Genomic DNA, 19,652 nt, shown 5'->3' on the forward strand with positions numbered 1-19,652 from the left:
ACTGATCATCGCCTTGGTGGGCCGTTACCCCCCCAACTAGCTAATCAGACGCAAGCCCCTCTTCTACCCATAAATGTTTACCAGAATAATCAGGTGATTCCTCTGGACCGTGCGGGTTTACCCCAGCTTTCGCCGGGCTATCCCCCAGTAGAAGGCAGGTTGCTTACGCGTTACGCACCCGTTTGCCACTAAGCATTGCTGCTCCGTTCGACTTGCATGTATTAGGCCTGCCGCTAGCGTTCATCCTGAGCCAGGATCAAACTCTCCATCGTAAATAATTGTGTAGCTAGTAAACTAACTACTATGTTGTTCAACCGGTGATCGAAATCACAAAGTCGCGTTTTTTGTTGTGCTGTCCGTTTGTCAAAGAACTTTTCGCCCGGCCCATTGGCCAAAACGAAGTGAGAAAAGGAAACCGTTGTTTCGTTGTTCTCTTTGTGTTTGGGAGCGCAAAGGTACGCTTTGTTTCCCGTTTGTCAAGTAAAATCTGAAATTTATTTTTTGTACTACTTTTCAGATTTTGGCACCTAAGTAATTGATAGTCAAACTGTTGTTTGTTTATCAGCCCTGCCTCTTTCGATTTGGGATTGCAAAGGTACGCTTTGTTTTTCGAATGTCAAGTAAAACTGAAGATTTATTTTTGGCACTGATTCTCAGGGGGTTACTTTCAACTCGTTGATAGTCAAGCCGTTGCTTATCTATCATGCCCCGTTTCTTTCGATTTGGGAGTGCAAAGGTAGCCAGTCTAATACCCTTTGTCAAGCCCTGATCTGAAAATAGTTTTTACCACACCAAAGATTATTTGGTAAGTGGCCTGTTGTCAGCCACTTACCACAAATAAAAAAACTAAACTTTTTTGATAGACAGTACGGTAAAGCTCCTCCTGATTGGTACGAGTAGGCAACTTGTGCTGGTTAAAGTACTCATTCAAGCTTGTCTGGCGTATATTGCATCTACCTTTCTACTCATTTTTGGAAAGAAGATTATTAACTAGAATGAAAATTTTACACACGGCAGACTGGCATCTGGGCAAGAGGCTACAGGATTTTCAGCGCCATCAGGAACAAAAAGATGTCCTTGAAGAGATCACTCAGATAGCAGATCGCGAATCGGTAGATCTAGTTATAGTGGCAGGGGACCTGTTTGACACCTTCAATCCACCGGCAGAAGCAGAGGACCTATTATATAGTACACTTAAAAGGCTGGCGGCTGGTGGTAACAGACCCGTTGTAGTCATTGCGGGTAATCATGACAATCCAGAGCGTATCGAAGCGCAGGACCACTTCGGCCGGGAGTGCGGTATTGTGTTTGCTGGTTTTCCGAAAACGGAAATTCGGTCGCATGTACTGAATTGCGATGCCAAGCTACTACGAACGGCTCCGGGATTTGTAGAGATCCAGCTTCCCAGGCATGCTGCTCCGGTGCGACTGATACTAACCCCATACGCCAACGAGAACCGGATGCGGGCCTACTTCGGCTTTCTTGATGCCGACGATGAAATGCGCCGGTCCCTGCAAGCCCACTGGTCTTCGCTGGCCAATACCTATATGGATGATCAGGGTGTCAATTTATTGGTGGCCCACTTGTTTGTGATGAAACGGGGGGGCACTCAGCCCGAAGAAACGGGTGACGAACGAAGTATTCTACAGATTGGTGGCGCATCTGTAGTATATACAGATATGATCCCACCTCAGATCCAATATACCGCGCTGGGTCATTTGCACAGGCAGCAGGAAATTAGTGGGGGATCCAGCCAGGTTGTGTACAGCAGCAGCCCACTGGCGTATAGCTTTGCCGAAGCCGACCAGCAGAAGTACGTTATGGTAATTGACGCCGAGCCCGGAAAAACCGTAACCGTAAATTCAGTACCCCTGCAAGCGGGAAAGAGGTTACTGCGAAAGAAATTCACGCGGGTCGATGATGCGGTTGAATGGCTGAACGCCAACCCGACCTGTTACCCGGAAATCACCCTGCAAACGCCTACCTACCTCACATCAGAAGATCGTCGGCGGCTTTCGCAGGCACATGATTCGCTTTCGTCGGGAAGTATCATTCCGGATATTCGGGATGTGGACGTGGTTGAGGAGCATCCTGCAAAAGTCATCGACCTGTCGCAAAGTATGGAAGCTTTGTTTACGGACTACTTCAAAAACAAGAACAAGGGACAGGAGCCGAACGAGCGGTTGCGCCAGTTATTCAGTGAGATTTTAGCCACAGACCCCGAATGATCCCCATTAAGCTGTCCATTCAGGGCCTTTATTCTTATCAGGAATTACAGGAAATTGATTTCCGCCAGTTAGTTGCATCGAGTGTATTTGGCATTTTTGGCAAGGTTGGCAGTGGTAAGACTTCCTTACTGGAAGCTATCAGTTTTGCCTTATACGGGAAGACAGAGCGACTGAACAGTCAGGATAAGCTCCTGTATAATATGATGAATTTGAAGTCGAAGCACTTGATCATCGACTTTGAGTTTCAGGCGGGGCCCAACGAGCAATTGTATAAATTTGTTTACGAAGCAAAGCGGCACGCCAAAAAACACCATGAGATTGGTCCGGGCGAACGTCGTATGTTCAAGCGGGAAGGCGATGAATGGACCCCGATTGGTAATGAGAAAGACGACGTGTCAGTACTGTCGAAGCAAATTCTGGGCCTAGACTACGAAAATTTCAAACGGACAATCATTATCCCTCAAAACCAGTTTAGGGAGTTTCTGGAACTGAGTCCAACGGACAGAACCAAGATGATGAATCAGCTCTTTAAGCTGGATCAGTACGATTTGGCGGGGCGGGTAGGAAAGCTGAGTAAAGCCAACGACGAAGAATTCTCCAAACTAAGCGGTCTGATGGCTTCCCTGGAGGAGGTAACGCCGGAGAATATCGAAAATGCTCAGCTTGACGTAGCCACCATTCGGAAGTCGGTGACCGAACGAACCGGGCACATCAGCCAGATGGAACCGGTTGAGAAGCTACTGCTCCTACTGAAACAACAGAGCGAAACGCTGGCCATTACCCGAACCGACTTGGCACATTGGCAGTCGCAGGAGCCGATTTACCAGAAAATACAACAGGACATAACTCAATACGAGCAGTGTCGTCTGCTGTTTCAATCCAGTCTGACGGGTCTTAGCAAGTTGAAAGACAAGCACGACGGCCTTGCTGGCGAGCAGCAGAAAGCCCAGCGTTTGCTGGCAGCCATGGTGAGTCGGTTACCGGATTTACAACGCAATCACGCGTCGGCGAAGCTGGCTTACGAAAACCGGGAGAAATTGCAGGACCAGATTGACGAGTTGGATACTGTTCAACTTATCAGAACATCCCAGGAATCCGTTGAACTACAAAACCGGGACCTTAAAAACCTGACGGCCCGCCTTGGCAGTCAGAAAGCGGGCATTGATGAACGAAAAGCCGATCGGCAGGTACACCAAACAACCATTGAAACGCTGTTGGGCCGGAACTCGGACCTAGAACGACTTTATGCCGTGAAGCACTGGTTCGGGTTGTACAAACCGATGAAAAAGCAGGCTGATGACCTGCAAGCACAGATTGGGGAGTATGAAAAAAGTCTTGACGCAATTAAGCAACGAAAAAACGATGCCTTGAGCAGGTTCTCCCCTGAGTGGGCAGATCTAACACTCAAAGTACTGCCCAACGCCATTAACGAAGCTCTTACTGAGCTGGAGAAAATTGAGCAGGACCGGTCGTTGACCCATCAGCAAACGCTGTTGAAAAATGAGTTGCAGCGCTACGCTGACTCACTGACCGATGGACAGCCTTGCCCGTTGTGCGGCTCAGTACATCATCCCCAGAAACAGGATCATTCTGCCATTGGCGATGCTGTACTGAAAAGTGAGCAGGCACTAAATAAGGTCAAGCAACGCATAAAGGAGATGTCGACACTTCGGTTGACGGTGAAAGGACTGGAAACCGAACTGCGGGGCGTTCACGAAAATGGCAAACGGCTGATTCGGGAACGGGGTGACCTGATTGAGCAACTCACGGCCCACGAGGATACGTTTATATGGCCGGAATTTTCGATAGAGAGTGAAGGCAATGTGGCCGAAGCAATTAAGCAGGAGAACGACCAGAAAAAACAGTTGACTGACGCCCAGGAAGCTGTTCAGGGGCTAACTGTTCAACTTGACAAAGCGGAGAGCATATATAATCAGTTAGGGAAGGAAATCAGCGGTATTGATGCAACGATAGCCGAGCGCAGGAAACACATTGACTCTCAGGTTGAATCCCTGCAGCATTACCCACTGTCCGAGGTTGCCAATTGGAATCTGAAACACATAGCCGATCTACGGGAGTCGCTGGAAAAGCAATACGACCAGACTAAAACTGCGTTCGATGAGGCCGAGAAGCAGAAGAATAAAGCCGAGAAAGATGAAATTACGTTCCGGGCACAGGTCGACCAGTTGACGAAGCAATTAGCTGATCTAGCCGATGAACGAGCGAATGAGGAAGTCATTCTAGAAAAAAATCTAGCCGATACAGGGCTGATTCGGGAGCAGGTCGAACAAATTCTGCGGACTGTGTTTGATGTTGAAGACGGGAAAAAGCGCGTAGCGAACTATTACGATAAACTAAAGAGTTTACAGAATCAGGTTTCCAGCCTGGAGGCTGCGCTAACGGAACAACCTTTCGACCTGGCCGAATTGGACGCCGTTCAGGAAGAACTGAAAGCCGTTCGGGCGGAGAAGGATGAATTGAACAAAGAGCTTGGTAAAGCCGCGAATAAGCTGGAAACGCTGGAAAAGCAATGGATTGAGAAGCAGAAGCACCAGAAACGGCATGATGAACTTGACCTTCGGCGTCAGGATCTGAAAGAGATGGAGAACCTGTTCCGAAAGCAGGGCTTTGTTGATTACGTTTCGTCCGTCTACCTGAAAAACCTGTGCCAATCGGCTAACGATCGCTTTTTCAGACTTACGAACAACCAGCTCAGACTCGAACTGGACGATAGAAACGGGTTTCAGGTGCGCGATTTCATGAATGGTGGGGAAGTGCGGAGCGTCAAAACACTATCGGGGGGCCAGACATTTCAGGCAGCTTTGTCGCTGGCACTGGCGTTATCCGATAATATTCAGCATCTGACAAGAGCGAAGCAAAACCTGTTCTTCCTGGATGAAGGCTTCGGTACACTCGATAAAGATGCCTTGCAAACCGTCTTCAAAACCCTGAAAGCACTCCGTACCGAAAACCGCGTCGTCGGTATAATCTCGCACGTTGAAGAGTTACAGCACGAAGTCGATAACTACATCCGCGCTGAAAACACCGAGAACGGCAGTCGCATTATAAATAGCTGGGAAGAATAAACTTCTCCATCACGCCGGAGCAGTGCATTGTGCTCCGGCGTGATGGAGAAGTTTCACTCAATACGTTGTCGAACGCCCCACTGCTCTACTACTTTTCCGTCGCTCAGCCGGACTACATCATAAAACATCGTTGGTTTCTGCTCCCAACGCCCTGACGACTGAACAACGACAAAATCGCCCTCTCCAATAATATGGTGTACCTTCTCGACAGACCATTGATCGGGTTGCTGCCGCAAATAATCCATCAGGCCGACAAGGCCATTGCTAACTTCGGGAATATGCTGGATCAAGTCGGTTGCGACAAGGTCATGGCAGGTGTTTGTATCACGGTTGATGAAAACCTGCTCGTAAAGCGTACGAACCAGTTTCTTATTGGTAAAGGTCTGTTTATCATCGTCAACAGGCAGGGAACCATCCATCATGCTGTTGCCATTGACGGTTGATTCGGGCTCGTCTTGCATGGCATCCCAATGCTCGGCTACTTTGCCATCCTGAAGGCGGAACAGGTCAACAACAACTTTCTGTTTACCACCCCAGTCAAAGGACATATTCGTAACTACGTAATCTCCTTCGGCAATGAGCCGGAGGAAAGGTTTGGCTGGGGTGGCAGGCTTTGGCATTTGCTTCATGTATCCCAGGGCTTCCAGTAAGCCTGCCTTCCCAGGTTTGACCGCTAAACTGTGCTGTATATAGTCATTAGCAATGATTTCTTCGGCAAATGCCAGATCACCCTGACTAACGGCCCGTCGGTAAAAATCACGGACGATGGCTTTATTTATTGACTCCTGCTGCATGAGGTATTTTAGTGAAAGTCTTCTGAAAAATTGATTAGGTATGTACCAGCATCCGCGCTACGTATATGTATAGCGAACGCGCGATGAAGCTTTTCATCGGTACAAAAGGGTAAGTTGACTGGGTTCGACCGGATGCTCATCGAAAGAAAACGATGAGGCTATCGCTCTGTAGTAAGCGTATCAGAGCGTATCAAAAGCACCTTGTCCTGGTTGACAGGTGTCTTTTAATACAGGTCGGCGGTATGTAGGTTGACTTTCAGTGAAACAAAGGTAGCCATGCAGAGGACTCTGCCAACTACAGCCAGATTAGAAATCCAGTTTAAAATGGTGGCTGGTGATATTGAACCCTTTTTTCAGATACAGCCGGTGGGCATCATACCGGGCCGGATTCTGCCCTGAATCAAGGGATACACACTGGCAACCCGCTTTCCGGGCTTCGTCGATCACAAAATCGAGCAGGGCACTGGCGTATCCTTTTCCACGAGCACCAGGCAGGGTCGACAAATCATCAATATAAAGCGTTTTACCGCTGTACAGCAGATTCATATACCGGTACCCAACCACAGCCGGAGCTGATGCCAGCGACTCATCACTTTCTACATAAGCAAGTACAAAGCCATCGTTTGCCCGCTGAAAACGAATCATATCGAACGCCTGGTCAGGATTAAGGTGTTGCCGTAAGGCCAGCATGGCGGGTAAACACTGCCGGATTTCGGCGTCGGTCTGGGCAATAAGTACACTCATAGCTGTTCGCGAATAGTTTGTAGAATTTCGTCGCCACCCCGTTCCAGAATACTTTCGGCCAGTGAATGGCCTAAAGAGGGCGCTTCGTCGGTTGGGCCGGAAAAAGTTTCCCTAAGCAATTGGGAACCGTCCAGACTAACCAATCCACCCGTCAGGCTGATAGTCTGCTGATCCGTCAGGCTTGCCAGCGCAAATGAGGGGATGCTGCACCCGCCTTCCAGTCGGGCAAGGAAGGCACGCTCTGCCCGTAAACAGGCAGCGGTGGGTTCGTGATTGATTAACTGAATGAGTATTTTCCGTATCTGACTGTCCAGAGAAATAGCCGTTTCGATAGCTACACTGCCCTGTCCAACAGCGGGTGTAAACTCGTTTACGGGCAGGTATTCCACAATCAGGTCATCGTACCCCATCCGATGCACACCGGCATAAGCCAGGAGCAAGGCATCGCAGTGACCCTCGTCAAGTTTGCGGATACGGGTTTGCAAATTCCCACGCATATCAACCGTTGTGAGGTGCGGGCAATAATGCTTCAGCATGGCTACCCGGCGGGTGGATGAGGTCCCAATGCGAAAGGTCGTGCTCTGCGTGAGCGATAAATCTTTGGCTCGGCTCACCAGTACATCGTTTGCCAGTTCCCGTTCCGTAAAGGCAATGATTTCCAGATCGGGAGGAAGCGTTGAGGGGAGGTCTTTTGCACTGTGAACGGCGATATCAATCCGGCCTTCTCTCAACTGATCTTCCAGTTCTTGTGTAAACACGCCCTTGCTACCAATCTTCGACAGGGACCGGTCGAGTACCAAGTCACCTTTCGTTTCGATAAAAATCAACTCCGACGAGACACCCCCGTTATTGAGTATTGTTTGTATGTATTCGGCCTGCCAGATGGCTAACCGACTGCTTCGTGTTCCAATTCTGATATGCATGGTTCCACAAAGATACAGCACGAAAAAGCTTCCGGTAGCCAAAAGTGTGGTGATAATGTGTAGAAAGCTACCCACATACAGCGCATAAATCGCAACACCTCCAGCTATACATAAACAAGGGATAATACTGTCATAATAGCGGCCTGTAATGGCAAAGCGGCATATTTAGACAAAAAAACACCCTTTTTGACTGACATCCTGGCCGGGAAAAGTAACATTAATCCATTAGGCACGAGGTTTGTCTAATAACTAAAGAATCGAATAGTAAACAACATCCACTATGAAAGCGATAGAAAACGTATTTCAGGGAACAGGCGGGCAGATTGACTTGCTGAATACCCTATATGGTGGGTCAAGTCAGACCACCATGAATGTTGAGCGGGAAGATGGGCACCTATTGATCACCCTTGCCGCTCCGGGCGTAAAAGCCAGTTCATTCAACGTATTGGTCGAGGGCAACAAACTCGTTCTGTATACCCTGTTGGTTAATAACTCCGACTATCAGCCGGCAGGAACCAATCAGCGGTTAGCAGTACCGATGTTCCTGCGGGTTTTAGATATTCCGGCGTTTATTGATGCCGACCAGATTGAAGCGGTTCATGAGCAGGGTCGCGTGATCGTAAGGCTACCTTTCAAAGATGAAGAGCATCTGCACCGCCGAATCGATATCAAAAACTTATTCTGAGCGTATATCCGTGAATTTCCCTCCCGGGTCTTCCTAATGACCTGTTGTTATAGATCAGTAAAAAGCCGCTCTTACGGGAGCGGCTTCCTTATTTCTTTACGGGCAACGTGCTGGAGATAGGTCAGTATTGTTACTAGTTATGTTTAGCACACAGCCGTTGAATTTTTTCCCGGCTACGCTTCAGGCGCATTTTTACAGCGCTCTCCTTAAGTTCATACATCTGGGCAATTTCTTCTATGCTCAATCCATCCTCGTATTTGAGCCGGAGCAGAGAACGTTCCTGAGCCGAAAGTTTCTCCATGGCCATCTTCATTACCTGTAACGTTTCTTCCTGCAGCTGTGCCTCTATCGAATCGGAATTGTACCAATCGGTATTTTCTTCGAGGGTAGTAGTAGGAAGTCGTTTGGACAGCCTAAGCTGATCGGCGCAGTAATTATAGGAAATCGAATAGAGCCAGGTTGAGAAACTGGACTTCTGTTGAAAACCATCCAGCTTATGGAAAACCTTGATAAAAATGTCGTGGGTAAAGTCCTCGGCCTGTAAAGAATCATTGGTCATTGATAAGCAACGCCGATAGACTTTCTTAACGTACCGATTGTAAAGGGCTTCAAAACAATGATCAGGTTGATTAGGTAAGTAATGGCGAATCACCTCTTCGTCGCTTAGGGTAGTCTGCATGTGGAAGTAAAGTATATATTTAGTTTACGAAACTAATGTATATACACGGTTTTTCCGCTATTTAGATTTAAGTATTCGCAAAAGTTAATTTTAAATCTATTAGGCGGTGGCCTATGTAATCGAAATTCACATTTTTAAATACATAAAAAGAATCATATTTTATAAATGATATACTTATTAAGTATACAAAATAACCATAGAAGAATAACTAATGTATAAAATCAGGGCTGTAAGTAATTGACCAGTAGTGAGCTGGTCAAATCTTTTCAGTACCCTGGGTAATACACGATACCTTTTCCTGAGGTGTAGTCAATTCCTGTTCTACTGAGTAAGGGCCTATAGGCAGATACATCAGTTCCCCTTTATGTTTTGCATTGCCCGAAAAACGCTCCTTAACCATTTTTGGCAAGTGTCATCTGGCTAAAAATCTGCCAGTTCTTTATTGGTCACGTTAGGCGTGACTTCCCCCGGCACAACAACCCCCGTGCCGGGATCACCTGAACAAACCCGGCACAGGTAAACTATCTCAACGGACCATCCTTTGTCCATCTGACCAACCAGTAAGCTAATCCGGGTACGGGGTGTAAGCCAGACCCGCTCCCGAATTGTACCTACCATACCCGTTTTCCCTTTCCCGTACTTTTCCTGTAAGCTAGCTTCAAAATCGGCCGCTGCGGCCCGGACTTCGGCTTCTGTTATACCAGTAGTGGTATAGTAGTAATAGGTAGCCGACAACAACAGATCATCAAGGAAATCATATTCCAAACCAACCGTTCGATCCTTTAGGGCAACTCTTTTGTAGACCAGTTTATCCCCTTTTCGGGAAGAAGTGTTGGGCATTTCCGCGTCCTTAACCTGTGGCCGACTAAAATTCCACCTTACTTTCCGGAAATCGGGGGTTGGTTGTGCATGGAGATACCCTATTGAAAGGAACAGCAACACACACTGAGAGAAGAGAGTGTAACTAAACAAGGGTAGGCTAAAGGAAAAACGGGATGCTGTCATGAGTTTTACAGGTAAAATTGTATCGGTAGAATAGCTTTACCTAGGTCTTCTTTGTTGAGATGAAAACGAATGGCACGCTCCCCTTTACCAATCTCTGATGCGAACAATAACTAACTGGCTGATCGGTATCAGTCTACTGCTGGCAACCAGCCTGAGTTGGCCAACGATTGCCGCTGCTTCCGACAACGTTGCCGAACCTCACAAAGATAAACCCGATCAGGCAAACGGCTGGCGACAACTATTTAACGGGAAAGATTTAACCGGATGGAAACATGTGGGTAAAGGGAGCATGTCTGTGGAAAACGGTATGATTCGGGGCCACGGTGGACTAGGTCTCCTGTACTGGACAAAGGAAAAATTCAGTAACTGCGTCATCCATATAGTATATCGGATGCAGAAAGAAAACAGCAATGCAGGGGTGTTTATTCGGATTCCCATTGAACCGCACGAAGAGTGGATGCCCGTTCACTACGGCTACGAGGTGCAAATTGATAACCACCCCGAAACATCCGATGAGGACGACTATCACTATACAGGAACGCTTTATTCGCTGACAAAGCCATTGGCGAAACCAGGGAAACCCGGCCCGCAGTGGAACACAATGGATATTACGCTGGATGGCACCCGTACGCTTGTTTACGTAAATGGAGTGAAAGTGACCGACTACCGGGAGGGTGACCCGGTGCCACCCCGAAAATTTGATTTCGAGCCTTATCGTGGCCTGCGCCCCGTTTCGGGCTACATCGGCTTACAGAATCACGGCGATTCTGACGTAGTTTATTTCAAAGAGGTTGCGGTAAAACCACTAGCCAAAAAATAGGGTAACATTGGCCCTGAACAGCCTGTTAGTTATTAATAAACTGTATTTACCCTCATCAATGGCCACCACCTTTCTGAGCGCCGAATGGCGAAAACTGATTTTTGCCAACTACGCCATAGACCGCCGGGTACTGGAACCCCTCCTGCCCTACGGTACCGAACTCGACACCTTCAATGACGTTTGCTACGGCAGTCTGGTTGGCTTCTATTTTCAACGGGTAAAGATGTTCGGTGTTGTATCGGTGCCTTTTCACACCGAATTTGAAGAGTTCAACTTACGCTTTTATGTTCGGCGAAAAACGACGGAGGGCTGGAAACGGGGCGTTGTCTTTGTCAAAGAAATTGTGCCAAAATTTGCCATTACGCTGGTTGCCAATACCCTCTATGGCGAACCGTATGCCACACATTCCATGCGGCACCGGTTCGGACAGGAAGCCCAAACGCAGCAAATCAGGTACGAGTGGAAAGTTGGGTCGGATTGGAACCATATCGGCGTCACGGCCGACCAGAACGGTCATACGCTAGTACCAGATAGCGAAGAAGCCTTCATTACGGAGCATTACTGGGGCTATACCCGCCGGGGTTCGGGCCGAACCTCCGAATACGAAGTAGTACACTCATCCTGGCTGATTTACCCAGTGCATACGCACGACGTTCGTTGTAGTATAACCGAGTTATACGGTGCCGCATTTGCCCCTTTTTTCGAGCACCCTCCCACTTCCGTATTTCTGGCCGAAGGCTCGGCGGTGACGATCAAGTCGGGTGCGACCATCCGATGAGGCTAAGGCCTTCTTGAACCATTTCTAATCCTGGAGCCGCGTCATTTACTGAATTGAATCCAGTCCAGCAGCATCAGGTTTTTGTCCTTTACCTGATCGTTATGGAATACAAAAAACAAATCGGCGGCATTGCCTGGACTGCTGATGGGTGCCGACACCGTTTGCCATTGCGGCCCTCTTCGGGCACCCGCTGGTCCACTGGTGGTGGTTGGTGGTGCTACGACCACCGTACCCAGTAACTTGCCGGATATCGACCCACTGTACACATCGATTCGGCCACCCCGGGTAGGCATGGCGGCTACGTTGAATTCCAGATTCCGGATACCCGTCAGGTCAATAGCGGCAAAACCAATGTAGGAGCCATCTTTAATATCGCCTACCCACGACTGGTTGCTGCCGTCCTGATGCTTCCGATCCACATTGGCCGATGCCGTAAAGGACTCGGCCTGAACTTTCGGGTTGCGCAGTACAATGAGTTTTCGCCCCGTGAGGGCACCCGTAACGGGGTTGCCTTTATCGGTATAACTGGCCGAGATAACATAGCTCCCCTCCTCGTTGCCGCCCGCCGGGACAGTAGGCGTATAGGTGCCCTGCAATGGTAACCGCTTGCTGCCGTCATCGGACAGCGACAGGATATAGCGGACCATTTCGCCGGTTTCGGCTTCGGTATGCTGCGGGTGGGCCGACATGACGTTTTTACCCCAGTTGCCATTACCTCCCGTAATGATTTTGCTGGCCAGCATGGGCACCGCCGGTTCACCAGCTACGCTGTACCGTTTGGCAATGTCCATCAACGATGGGCCAATAGACTTTATACTCATGGCGTGACATGATTTACAATCGCTGTTGGTGAACAGGTTTTTGCCCTGAATGTACTTCGCTCCCACATCACCCATATCCTGACTATTGGATGTCAGCAGGGCTAAATCTTTTCCTTCGGCCAGGTAATCAACCGCAAACTTTACCTGCTTCGGCAGAATGCCTTTATTCAGGCTGCCATCTTCTTTATCCTTAACACTAACTGTGTAGGGTATGGGTGTTTTGTCAAAGTAAAATGACCGGTTGCCACCCAGGGTTACACTGACCTGTGGTAGTTCGTTACCTACTTTAATTTCCAGTTCCGTAACCGCTTTCTGGCCTTCGGCATCCGTTACCGTTAGCTTAGGCCGGTAAATGCCCGGTTTGGCGTAGGTGAAGGAAGGGGCTACGGCGGTTGATTTCTGCCCATTGCCCGATTCCCACTGGTACGAAATTTTATCACCCCGGTCGTAATCAAAGGATTCACTGGCCGATAGCTGCGTCATTAACGGAGCCGCGCCCACGGTTTTGGTCGCTTTTATTCTAGCCACCGGACGCCGATTGCCTTCCGAATACTCGATACGAACGAGCTGAGAATCGGGGTTGCGGGCGAAGTAGTTCACGCCGTAGGCCAGGATATACATGGCTCCGTCCGGGCCAAACTTTATGTCGATGGGCTTGGAGAAAAAGCTGGTGGGCAGGAACGATTCTATTTTCTTTAGATCACCGGCCTCATTAAAAGACAGTACTTTAATCCAGTTCCGGGCCCATTCGTAGATAAACATCTTTTTATCGTAGTAAGCCGGAAACCGAACATCCGTTTTCTTGTAATCGTCGATGTAATAAAAGGGGCCACCCATTGCGGTACGCGAGCCAATACCCAGCATGGGAAACTCAACGGATTTATCGTACGGGTACCAGATCATGGCCTTCTGCGCGGGTGGCAGCGTCTTGGACCCGTAGTTATTCGGCGACTCATTGACGGGGTGATTGGGGTCGAAAAGCGAACCAACCTTATTCGTGGCAAAGTCAAAGTCGGCATAGGGTTTATTATCACCCACAAAATAGGGCCAGCCGTAGTTGCCCGGCTTGCGGGCCTGGTTCCATTCATCCTGACTTTTGGGGCCCCGCTCGTTGGCAATGCCGCCGTCGGGACCCACATCGCCCCAGTACAAAAAGCCCCGCTTGTCGACCGTAATGCGGTACGGGTTCCGGGCACCCATCACGTAAATTTCCGGACGCCCTGCCGAGCCATCTTTCGGGAACAAGTTACCATCCGGAATCGAGTAGGTGCCATCCTCCTTTACGGCTATCCGCAGAATTTTACCCCGCAGGTCGTGCGTATTGCCCGACGATTTCTGGGAGTCAAACGGGCTCCGGCCCGACCGTTCGTCCAGTGGCGAAAAGCCATCCGATTCTTTCGAACTGGTATTGTCGCCGGTGGAGAGGTATAATAACCCATCGGGTCCGAAATAAACGTTTCCGGCCGAGTGGCAGCAGGTTTCGCGCTGAACGGGCACCTGCATCACCACCTTCTCCGAACTCATTTGCAGGCTATCGCCCGTGAACAGGAACCGCGACAGGTTCTGCACCGACTTACTGCCAACGGGGGAGTAATAGAGGTACACAAAATGGTTGGTCTCAAATTTCGGATCCAGCTCCAGGCCCAGCAAGCCATCTTCATAGTTACCCGTCAGGTGAACGGGCAGTTTATTGATGACTTTGGTCGATTTAACCGTTGGGTCGTATAGTTTGATGCTACCCCGGCGCTCAATGAATAGCACCCGGTTATCCGCCATGATCTCCATTTCAATGGGCTCCTCCATGTACGAATCGAGTACGGTGGTGGTAAACCGATTTTCTTCCGGCATCCGGGCGGTGTGGGCTTCCCGGTAATTCAGGGCTGCCTTACCAAGTGCCTGTTTAATCCCGTCAATAATCTGGTTTCCAACCGCCTGATCGGCACCGTTGCCAGCCGTGGCATAAAACACGTTTCCACCGTCGTAGGGCTTCGTCCAGAAAACGGGCTTGTTCGCATCGGCGGGCTGGGTGTTACCGGCAACGATATCGTTGTACCAGGGCCACTGATAGGTTGTGAATCCCTCTGTGTTCACCAGACCCAGGCCACCACCCGCCTGCACAAACCGCTCAACATCATTCTGCTGCCCGGTTTCCAGTACATCAGACGAGTTTTGCAGAAAAATAAGCGCGCGGTAATTTTTCAGGGAGTCCTCCGCGATATACGCACTATTACTGGTAGTATCGGCTTCGATCCCGTTCTGCTCAATAAGGCTCAGAAGCGCGCCTGCCGCCACACTGGCCGTAGGCTGATCAACGCTGTTTTTCAGGAATATGAGCGCCTTGCTCTCCTTCCGCATGTGCCATCCGGTTAAAAACAGGAGTAGCAGAACACAGCCAAAGGAACTGGATAAAGAAGTGATCAGGCGCATTTTCATGGCTAGTTGGTTGAGTAACGGGTTAAAAACCAATCAGTGTTGACAAGGATTAAGTATTGGCCAAGCCAGTGACGATGCTTACAGCCGGCGAACTTTAATGTTCTTCAGCCAAACTTTCTGGCCGTGGTGTTGCAGCATAATGTGCCCATCCGTCGATTTGGCAAATTTGGGGTTGTTCCGGTATTTGCTCTTGCTGATCAACTCATTCAGCTCGGGCGAGTCAATGACATACTCAACTACCTTGTCGCCATTCAGCCAGTGCTCTACGTGGTTGTTGTTCACAATCAGCCGCGACTGATTGTACTCGCCCACGGGTTTGAGGTGTTTGTTCACCGGTATAATCAGGTCGTACAGCGACCCGGCCGAGCGGACAGGCGCTTTATCGTTGAAGTTGATATCGTCCAGCAGCTGCATTTCAAAATTATCCAGCCAGTTTGCACTGTTCCCGTTACCCGGCTGGTTATCGGCCTCTTCATTGACGTAATAAAATATCCCGCTGTTGCCCGCTACCGATGTCTTCCAGTCGAAATCAAGTTCAAAGTTCTTGTAATTCTCCTTCGTGACCAGGTCAATATTGGGCACTCCGGTTTGGGCTACCAGCGCTCCATCTTCTACTTTCCAGGCATCTGTAGGGAAATCGGTCATTTTGTAGCCCCGCAGGTGGTCAACAGATTTTCCGTTGAACAGGTACGTCCACTTGCCTTTTTGCTGCGCAAATGTGCTTATACTAACCAGGGTAAACAGTGCGAATAAGGGAATCGATAAACGGCTCATAAAGAGTTACTTGTTAAAGGTACCAGACTACTATACAATCGAATTTTCAGGCTTTAGGCCAGGCATGGGTCCATGTTTACCCAATTCGTTTGCCGGTTATATCCGCCCGGTCGTCGGGTTTGTTCTGCAAACGAGCCACACTAAACAGGAAGTTGATGGTTACTTTATCATCATCAAAAATGCAGGTAAGGCTGTCACTATGAACGGTTTCAATCAACCGCCAGGTCAACAGCAGCATGTTTTCATTCTGCCAGGTAGCACTGGCCGCAACAATAGAATCAAAATCGATCCGCCGTAACGAAAACAACGAATGCGGCCGGGGTTTCCGGTTTCCTTCCCGAATCCAGTGATTCATGCCATTGGTAATCCGAATGTCCGGCTTTCCGGTTTCTTTCAGGGTGAAAACACACTTGTCGCCCACAAATCGAAACGAGACCGACTGCGCGTTGAACTCATTTTTATCCAGCACGTATTCCTTGCCGGAAATTTCGGCCACCATAGCCGAATGCACGGCCAGTTTTGGCGGGTCGTACTTCAGTGCTTTCAGGTCGGTGCAGAGCCCATTACGCTCCGTAGCATTGGGTGGTAATGGAGCAGCCGTCATGGCCGGAACCAGCAGGTCCCATACCAGTTGCATGGTCGTTTTTGTGGCTATACTCTCACTGGTGATAACTACAACGGCATCCTGCTCCGGCAGCACCATGCTGTATTGACCAAACGCACCGTCGGCCCGGAAGCCACAAGGGGGATTCAACCAGAACTGGTAGCCATAGCCATAGGCCCAGCTGCTGTTGTTGGCTCCATTGCTAATTTGCTTCGCCGATGCCTCAGCTATCCATTTTTCAGGGAGCACCTGTTTCCCGTTCCACTTGCCTTTTTGCAGGTATAACTGCCCGAATTTGGCCAGATTCTCGGTCCGCATGCGTAAATGAGAAGCGCCCATGTTGACCCCTTCCGCATTTTCGGTCCAGGTAGCGTCGGTTATGGCCAGGGGTTTATACAAGTGGGGCGTCAGATATGCCTGCGCCGTTTTACCGCTAACCCGTTTCACAATAGAGCTCAGCATATAGCTGGCGCCCGAATTGTACATAAACTGCGTGCCGGGTTCAAAAACAACGGGCTGGCTAAGGAAGGTTTTTTCCCAGGTAACACCGGGCGGTGATGCCTCCAGCAAGAGAATAGAGTCTTTGGCATGCCCCACAGACATCATGAGCAAATGCTTTACTTTCAGCGCGGCCAGGTTAGCACTTACCTCAGCCGGTACGGCCTCCGGAAAAAACTTAATGACCGGATCATCGACCGAAAGCAGTCCTTCCGAAACGGCAAACCCAATGGCGGTACTGGTGAAACTTTTGCTCACCGAGTACAACTGTTGCCGGTGCTCTGACGAGTAGGGCGCCCACCAGCCTTCGGCCACGACGTGTCCGTGCCGAAGAATCATCAGGCTGTGAAACTCCTGCCCACTGTTGTTGGCAGCCTCCAAAAATTTTCGAATATCGGCCGACCGAATCCCCTGCTGTTCCGGCGTACTGCGCGGCAGTTCAACAGAAGCGAATAAATGGTCATGGGGGAGTTCGGTAATTACCCCTAAGCCAGCGACACCCAGGCTTGTTTTCTTTAAAAATAGTCTCCTGTTAATCATGAGGTACCTGTTCGTAACGTACTAGCTCGTCCTATTCCGGTGGGCAGATGCCCACCGGAATAGGACGGCCAACTAGCTTAACGGACTTACCTGCACAGGCAAGCCGTATATAGTAAACCCTGATTAATTTGTTGATGGAGAACCAACTTATCTCAATTACGTCAAACTCGTTCAGGGAACGAGTTCCAGCTTATTCAGCTGGTCAGTAATGCTGTTTATCTCGTCCGAAGTCAGGGTGATATCCATTGAGGCTGCGTTCTGCAGGGCCTGTTCGGCATTTCTTGCCCCAACCAGTGCAATCGTGATTCCGGGTTGCTCCACCGTCCACCGGAGTACCAGCTGGCTTATCGACACATGCTTCTCGTCGGCCATCGGCTTGATTTTATCCAAAAAGGCATCGACCCGTTTCAGATTTTCGTCCTTATAAAAGTAGAGCGATGCCCGGTGGTCATCGGCCGTAAATTTATAACCCGGCTTCATTTTGCCCGTTAACAGACCCCGTTCCAGGGGGCTATAGGCTAGAATAGCGATGTCGTGGGCCATGCAATACGGAACCGTTTCTTTTTCGATATCCCGTTTTACCATACTATACGGAACCTGGTTCGATACCAGCTCAATCGCACCGGCCGCTTCCCGAACCTGATCTGCATTGTAGTTACACACCCCGGCATAGCGCACTTTACCGGACTGAATAAGCTGCGAAATAGCTTCCATGGTTTCGGCAATGGGCGTCGTTATATCGGGCCAGTGAATCTGGTACAGGTCAATGTAATCCGTGCCCAGGCGCTTCAGGCTGTTCTCACACTCCTGAATAATACTGTCTTTGCCTGCATACCTATAAATGTCAATAGCCTTGCCGCTGTTGTCTTTGCTGTGCATGGCCAGCTTACCTTTCTCCAGGTCCCAGCGCATGCCGTACTTGGTCAGAATCTGTACCTTATCCCGGGGGAGGTCTTTGATGGCTTCACCCACAATTTCCTCACTGAGCCCCTGACCGTATACTGGAGCGGTATCGATGGAGGTTACGCCTACATTATACGACTCCTGAATTGCCTTTACGGCTTCACTCCGTTCGGTACCACCCCACATCCAGCCCCCGGCTGCCCAGGCACCAAACGTAACGACGGAAACCTCCAGATCTGAATTACCAATTTTCCTGTATTCCATAAAGTTTAGTGCAAGGCTTGACACAGTTTTTGCTGAGGCTACTGAGAATCAACCAGTAGTCTCAACAAAACTGCTCAAAGTTAAGGGCCATAAAGCTGGCCTTTATTAGGGTTTATCCTGAATTATTTGAACGTTTCTCACAATGGCTTCTTCCACTTTCGCAGGATTATGCGAACAGATGAATAAGCCGACAAAGAGCGGACCGGATAAATTGGCCATGGTATGAGAACCAACGGTTTTCAGGGTGCCGCCTTTCGGGGCAACGCGCATGGTGTATTCATTGCCCTTCCGTTCTACCTGGATGGTCTGAACGTTTTTTTCAGGACTAAAAATCTCATCTTCCGGATCGCGCATGGCCATGCCTTTGGTCACCCGCCACTGTAGCACGGTCAGACCGTCGCCATGGGCTACGGCGCTCAGGTGAGAAGCCTTGTCGTCGAGGGATTCGCGAACCATCCAGCCTACTTTTCGGTGTGGGTCCGTACCGGCCCCTACAAACTCAAAATCAGCCGTTACGGTAAAGTCCCCGCTCAACTTTTTGAACAGGTAATGAAATTCGTCGCGCTCAAACCAGATGTTATACCCCGACCCTGTCAGTGTGTATTCTTTCGTTTGTTTGTTATACCGGGCTGAGCCTGCCAGTTTAGGATTACCAACATCCACACTTTGCTGGAAGACGCCAATTGTTTTGGCTGGCTTGGCGCTGCTCATCAGGGCAATAGCCCCAATAAGCAGCGCCAGGGCTGTTATACGCATACGTCCTTTTTTATTCAGAGTTCAGAAGTAACAATGGTTCGTCAATAATTAAGCAGCTATACAGCCGAAACTATACAGTCGACGCACTTGAGGGTCATTTTTAGTCAGTTCAGTGCCTTGCGGTAAGATGGAAAAAAAACGATCCAGTAATAACTTGTTGTGATACAGGGTCTTTACATCAGCCATCGAAAAAGGCTGCTGACCAACGCCCTGCTCTATTTTGGCGATATTGACCGCTGACAAAGCGGTGTTCACATGGAAATCCAACTTGTTGACCGACCGGGCCTGACAGTCAGTGAGACCCGTAAACTGCTTAG

At 49.4% G+C, this 19,652-nt stretch carries 15 protein-coding genes, 1 rRNA gene and 1 pseudogene; 5 read left to right on the top strand and 12 right to left on the bottom strand.

Annotation, left to right across the window (positions count from 1 at the left end):
• Nucleotides 1-272: ribosomal RNA gene (locus B157_RS0102805) — 16S ribosomal RNA — on the bottom strand; the annotation flags it as partial.
• A 723-nt stretch (nucleotides 273-995) separates the two neighbouring features.
• Here B157_RS0102805 and B157_RS0102810 point away from each other — a divergent pair.
• Together B157_RS0102810 and B157_RS0102815 are read left to right on the top strand one after the other, a co-directional pair.
• Nucleotides 996-2,228 (top strand): metallophosphoesterase family protein, encoded by a 1,233-nt coding sequence (locus tag B157_RS0102810; protein WP_020601864.1) that lies wholly within the window; start codon nucleotides 996-998, stop codon nucleotides 2,226-2,228.
• The gene (locus B157_RS0102815; RefSeq protein WP_020601865.1) at nucleotides 2,225-5,314 is read left to right on the top strand and encodes an AAA family ATPase; all 3,090 of its coding nucleotides are present in this window, start codon (nucleotides 2,225-2,227) and stop codon (nucleotides 5,312-5,314) included. Before B157_RS0102810 ends, B157_RS0102815 begins: the two co-directional genes overlap by 4 nt.
• A gap of 53 nt (nucleotides 5,315-5,367) precedes the next feature.
• On the opposite strand, the gene B157_RS0102820 is transcribed toward B157_RS0102815, so the two are convergent.
• The 3 genes from B157_RS0102820 to hemC all read right to left on the bottom strand — a co-directional run bounded on the left by B157_RS0102820 (nucleotide 5,368) and on the right by hemC (nucleotide 7,775).
• Nucleotides 5,368-6,108, bottom strand: a complete 741-nt coding sequence (locus tag B157_RS0102820; protein WP_020601866.1) for a nuclear transport factor 2 family protein — start codon at nucleotides 6,106-6,108, stop codon at nucleotides 5,368-5,370.
• Nucleotides 6,109-6,414: 306 nt separating this feature from the next.
• A complete protein-coding gene (locus tag B157_RS0102825) occupies nucleotides 6,415-6,852 on the bottom strand; it encodes a GNAT family N-acetyltransferase (RefSeq protein ID WP_020601867.1) in 438 nt (145 codons plus the stop codon).
• Complete coding sequence (gene hemC / locus B157_RS0102830; protein ID WP_026308439.1) at nucleotides 6,849-7,775, bottom strand: hydroxymethylbilane synthase; 927 nt, start codon at nucleotides 7,773-7,775, stop codon at nucleotides 6,849-6,851. The genes B157_RS0102825 and hemC overlap by 4 nt, the downstream gene beginning before the upstream one ends.
• Nucleotides 7,776-8,055: 280 nt before the next feature.
• Between hemC and B157_RS0102835 the strand changes: the two genes are divergently transcribed.
• Nucleotides 8,056-8,460 carry an Hsp20/alpha crystallin family protein gene (locus B157_RS0102835; RefSeq protein WP_020601869.1) on the top strand — a complete coding sequence of 135 codons (405 nt, stop codon included), beginning with the start codon at nucleotides 8,056-8,058 and terminating at the stop codon, nucleotides 8,458-8,460.
• 133 nt (nucleotides 8,461-8,593) lie between these two features.
• Here B157_RS0102835 and B157_RS34240 read toward each other — a convergent pair whose 3' ends face one another.
• Entirely contained in the window at nucleotides 8,594-9,139 is a 546-nt protein-coding gene (locus B157_RS34240; protein ID WP_026308440.1) for an RNA polymerase sigma factor, read from the bottom strand.
• 420 nt (nucleotides 9,140-9,559) lie between these two features.
• A complete protein-coding gene (locus B157_RS0102845) occupies nucleotides 9,560-10,144 on the bottom strand; it encodes a hypothetical protein (RefSeq protein WP_245565010.1) in 585 nt (194 codons plus the stop codon).
• A gap of 97 nt (nucleotides 10,145-10,241) precedes the next feature.
• On the opposite strand from B157_RS0102845, the gene B157_RS0102850 reads away from it, so the two are divergent.
• A complete protein-coding gene (locus tag B157_RS0102850; protein WP_020601872.1) occupies nucleotides 10,242-10,964 on the top strand; it encodes a 3-keto-disaccharide hydrolase in 723 nt (240 codons plus the stop codon).
• Between the two features lie 58 nt (nucleotides 10,965-11,022).
• Nucleotides 11,023-11,742: a YqjF family protein gene (locus B157_RS0102855; protein ID WP_041951863.1), complete on the top strand. Its 720-nt coding sequence runs from the start codon at nucleotides 11,023-11,025 to the stop codon at nucleotides 11,740-11,742.
• Between the two features lie 41 nt (nucleotides 11,743-11,783).
• Here B157_RS0102855 and B157_RS0102860 read toward each other — a convergent pair whose 3' ends face one another.
• The 6 genes and pseudogenes from B157_RS0102860 to B157_RS38815 form a co-directional block, all read right to left on the bottom strand.
• Complete coding sequence (locus B157_RS0102860) at nucleotides 11,784-14,996, bottom strand: PQQ-dependent sugar dehydrogenase (protein WP_020601874.1); 3,213 nt, start codon at nucleotides 14,994-14,996, stop codon at nucleotides 11,784-11,786.
• Between the two features lie 78 nt (nucleotides 14,997-15,074).
• Nucleotides 15,075-15,770 (bottom strand): 3-keto-disaccharide hydrolase, encoded by a 696-nt coding sequence (locus B157_RS0102865; RefSeq protein ID WP_020601875.1) that lies wholly within the window; start codon nucleotides 15,768-15,770, stop codon nucleotides 15,075-15,077.
• A 76-nt stretch (nucleotides 15,771-15,846) separates the two neighbouring features.
• A complete protein-coding gene (locus tag B157_RS0102870; protein ID WP_020601876.1) occupies nucleotides 15,847-17,412 on the bottom strand; it encodes a serine hydrolase domain-containing protein in 1,566 nt (521 codons plus the stop codon).
• A gap of 171 nt (nucleotides 17,413-17,583) precedes the next feature.
• The gene (locus B157_RS0102875) at nucleotides 17,584-18,579 is read right to left on the bottom strand and encodes an aldo/keto reductase (RefSeq protein WP_020601877.1); all 996 of its coding nucleotides are present in this window, start codon (nucleotides 18,577-18,579) and stop codon (nucleotides 17,584-17,586) included.
• A gap of 105 nt (nucleotides 18,580-18,684) precedes the next feature.
• Entirely contained in the window at nucleotides 18,685-19,335 is a 651-nt protein-coding gene (locus B157_RS0102880) for a DUF1349 domain-containing protein (protein WP_020601878.1), read from the bottom strand.
• A gap of 48 nt (nucleotides 19,336-19,383) precedes the next feature.
• Nucleotides 19,384-19,652, bottom strand: a pseudogene (locus tag B157_RS38815) (hypothetical protein); the annotation flags it as partial.

This window comes from Spirosoma spitsbergense DSM 19989, assembly GCF_000374085.1.
Lineage (GTDB): Bacteria > Bacteroidota > Bacteroidia > Cytophagales > Spirosomataceae > Spirosoma > Spirosoma spitsbergense.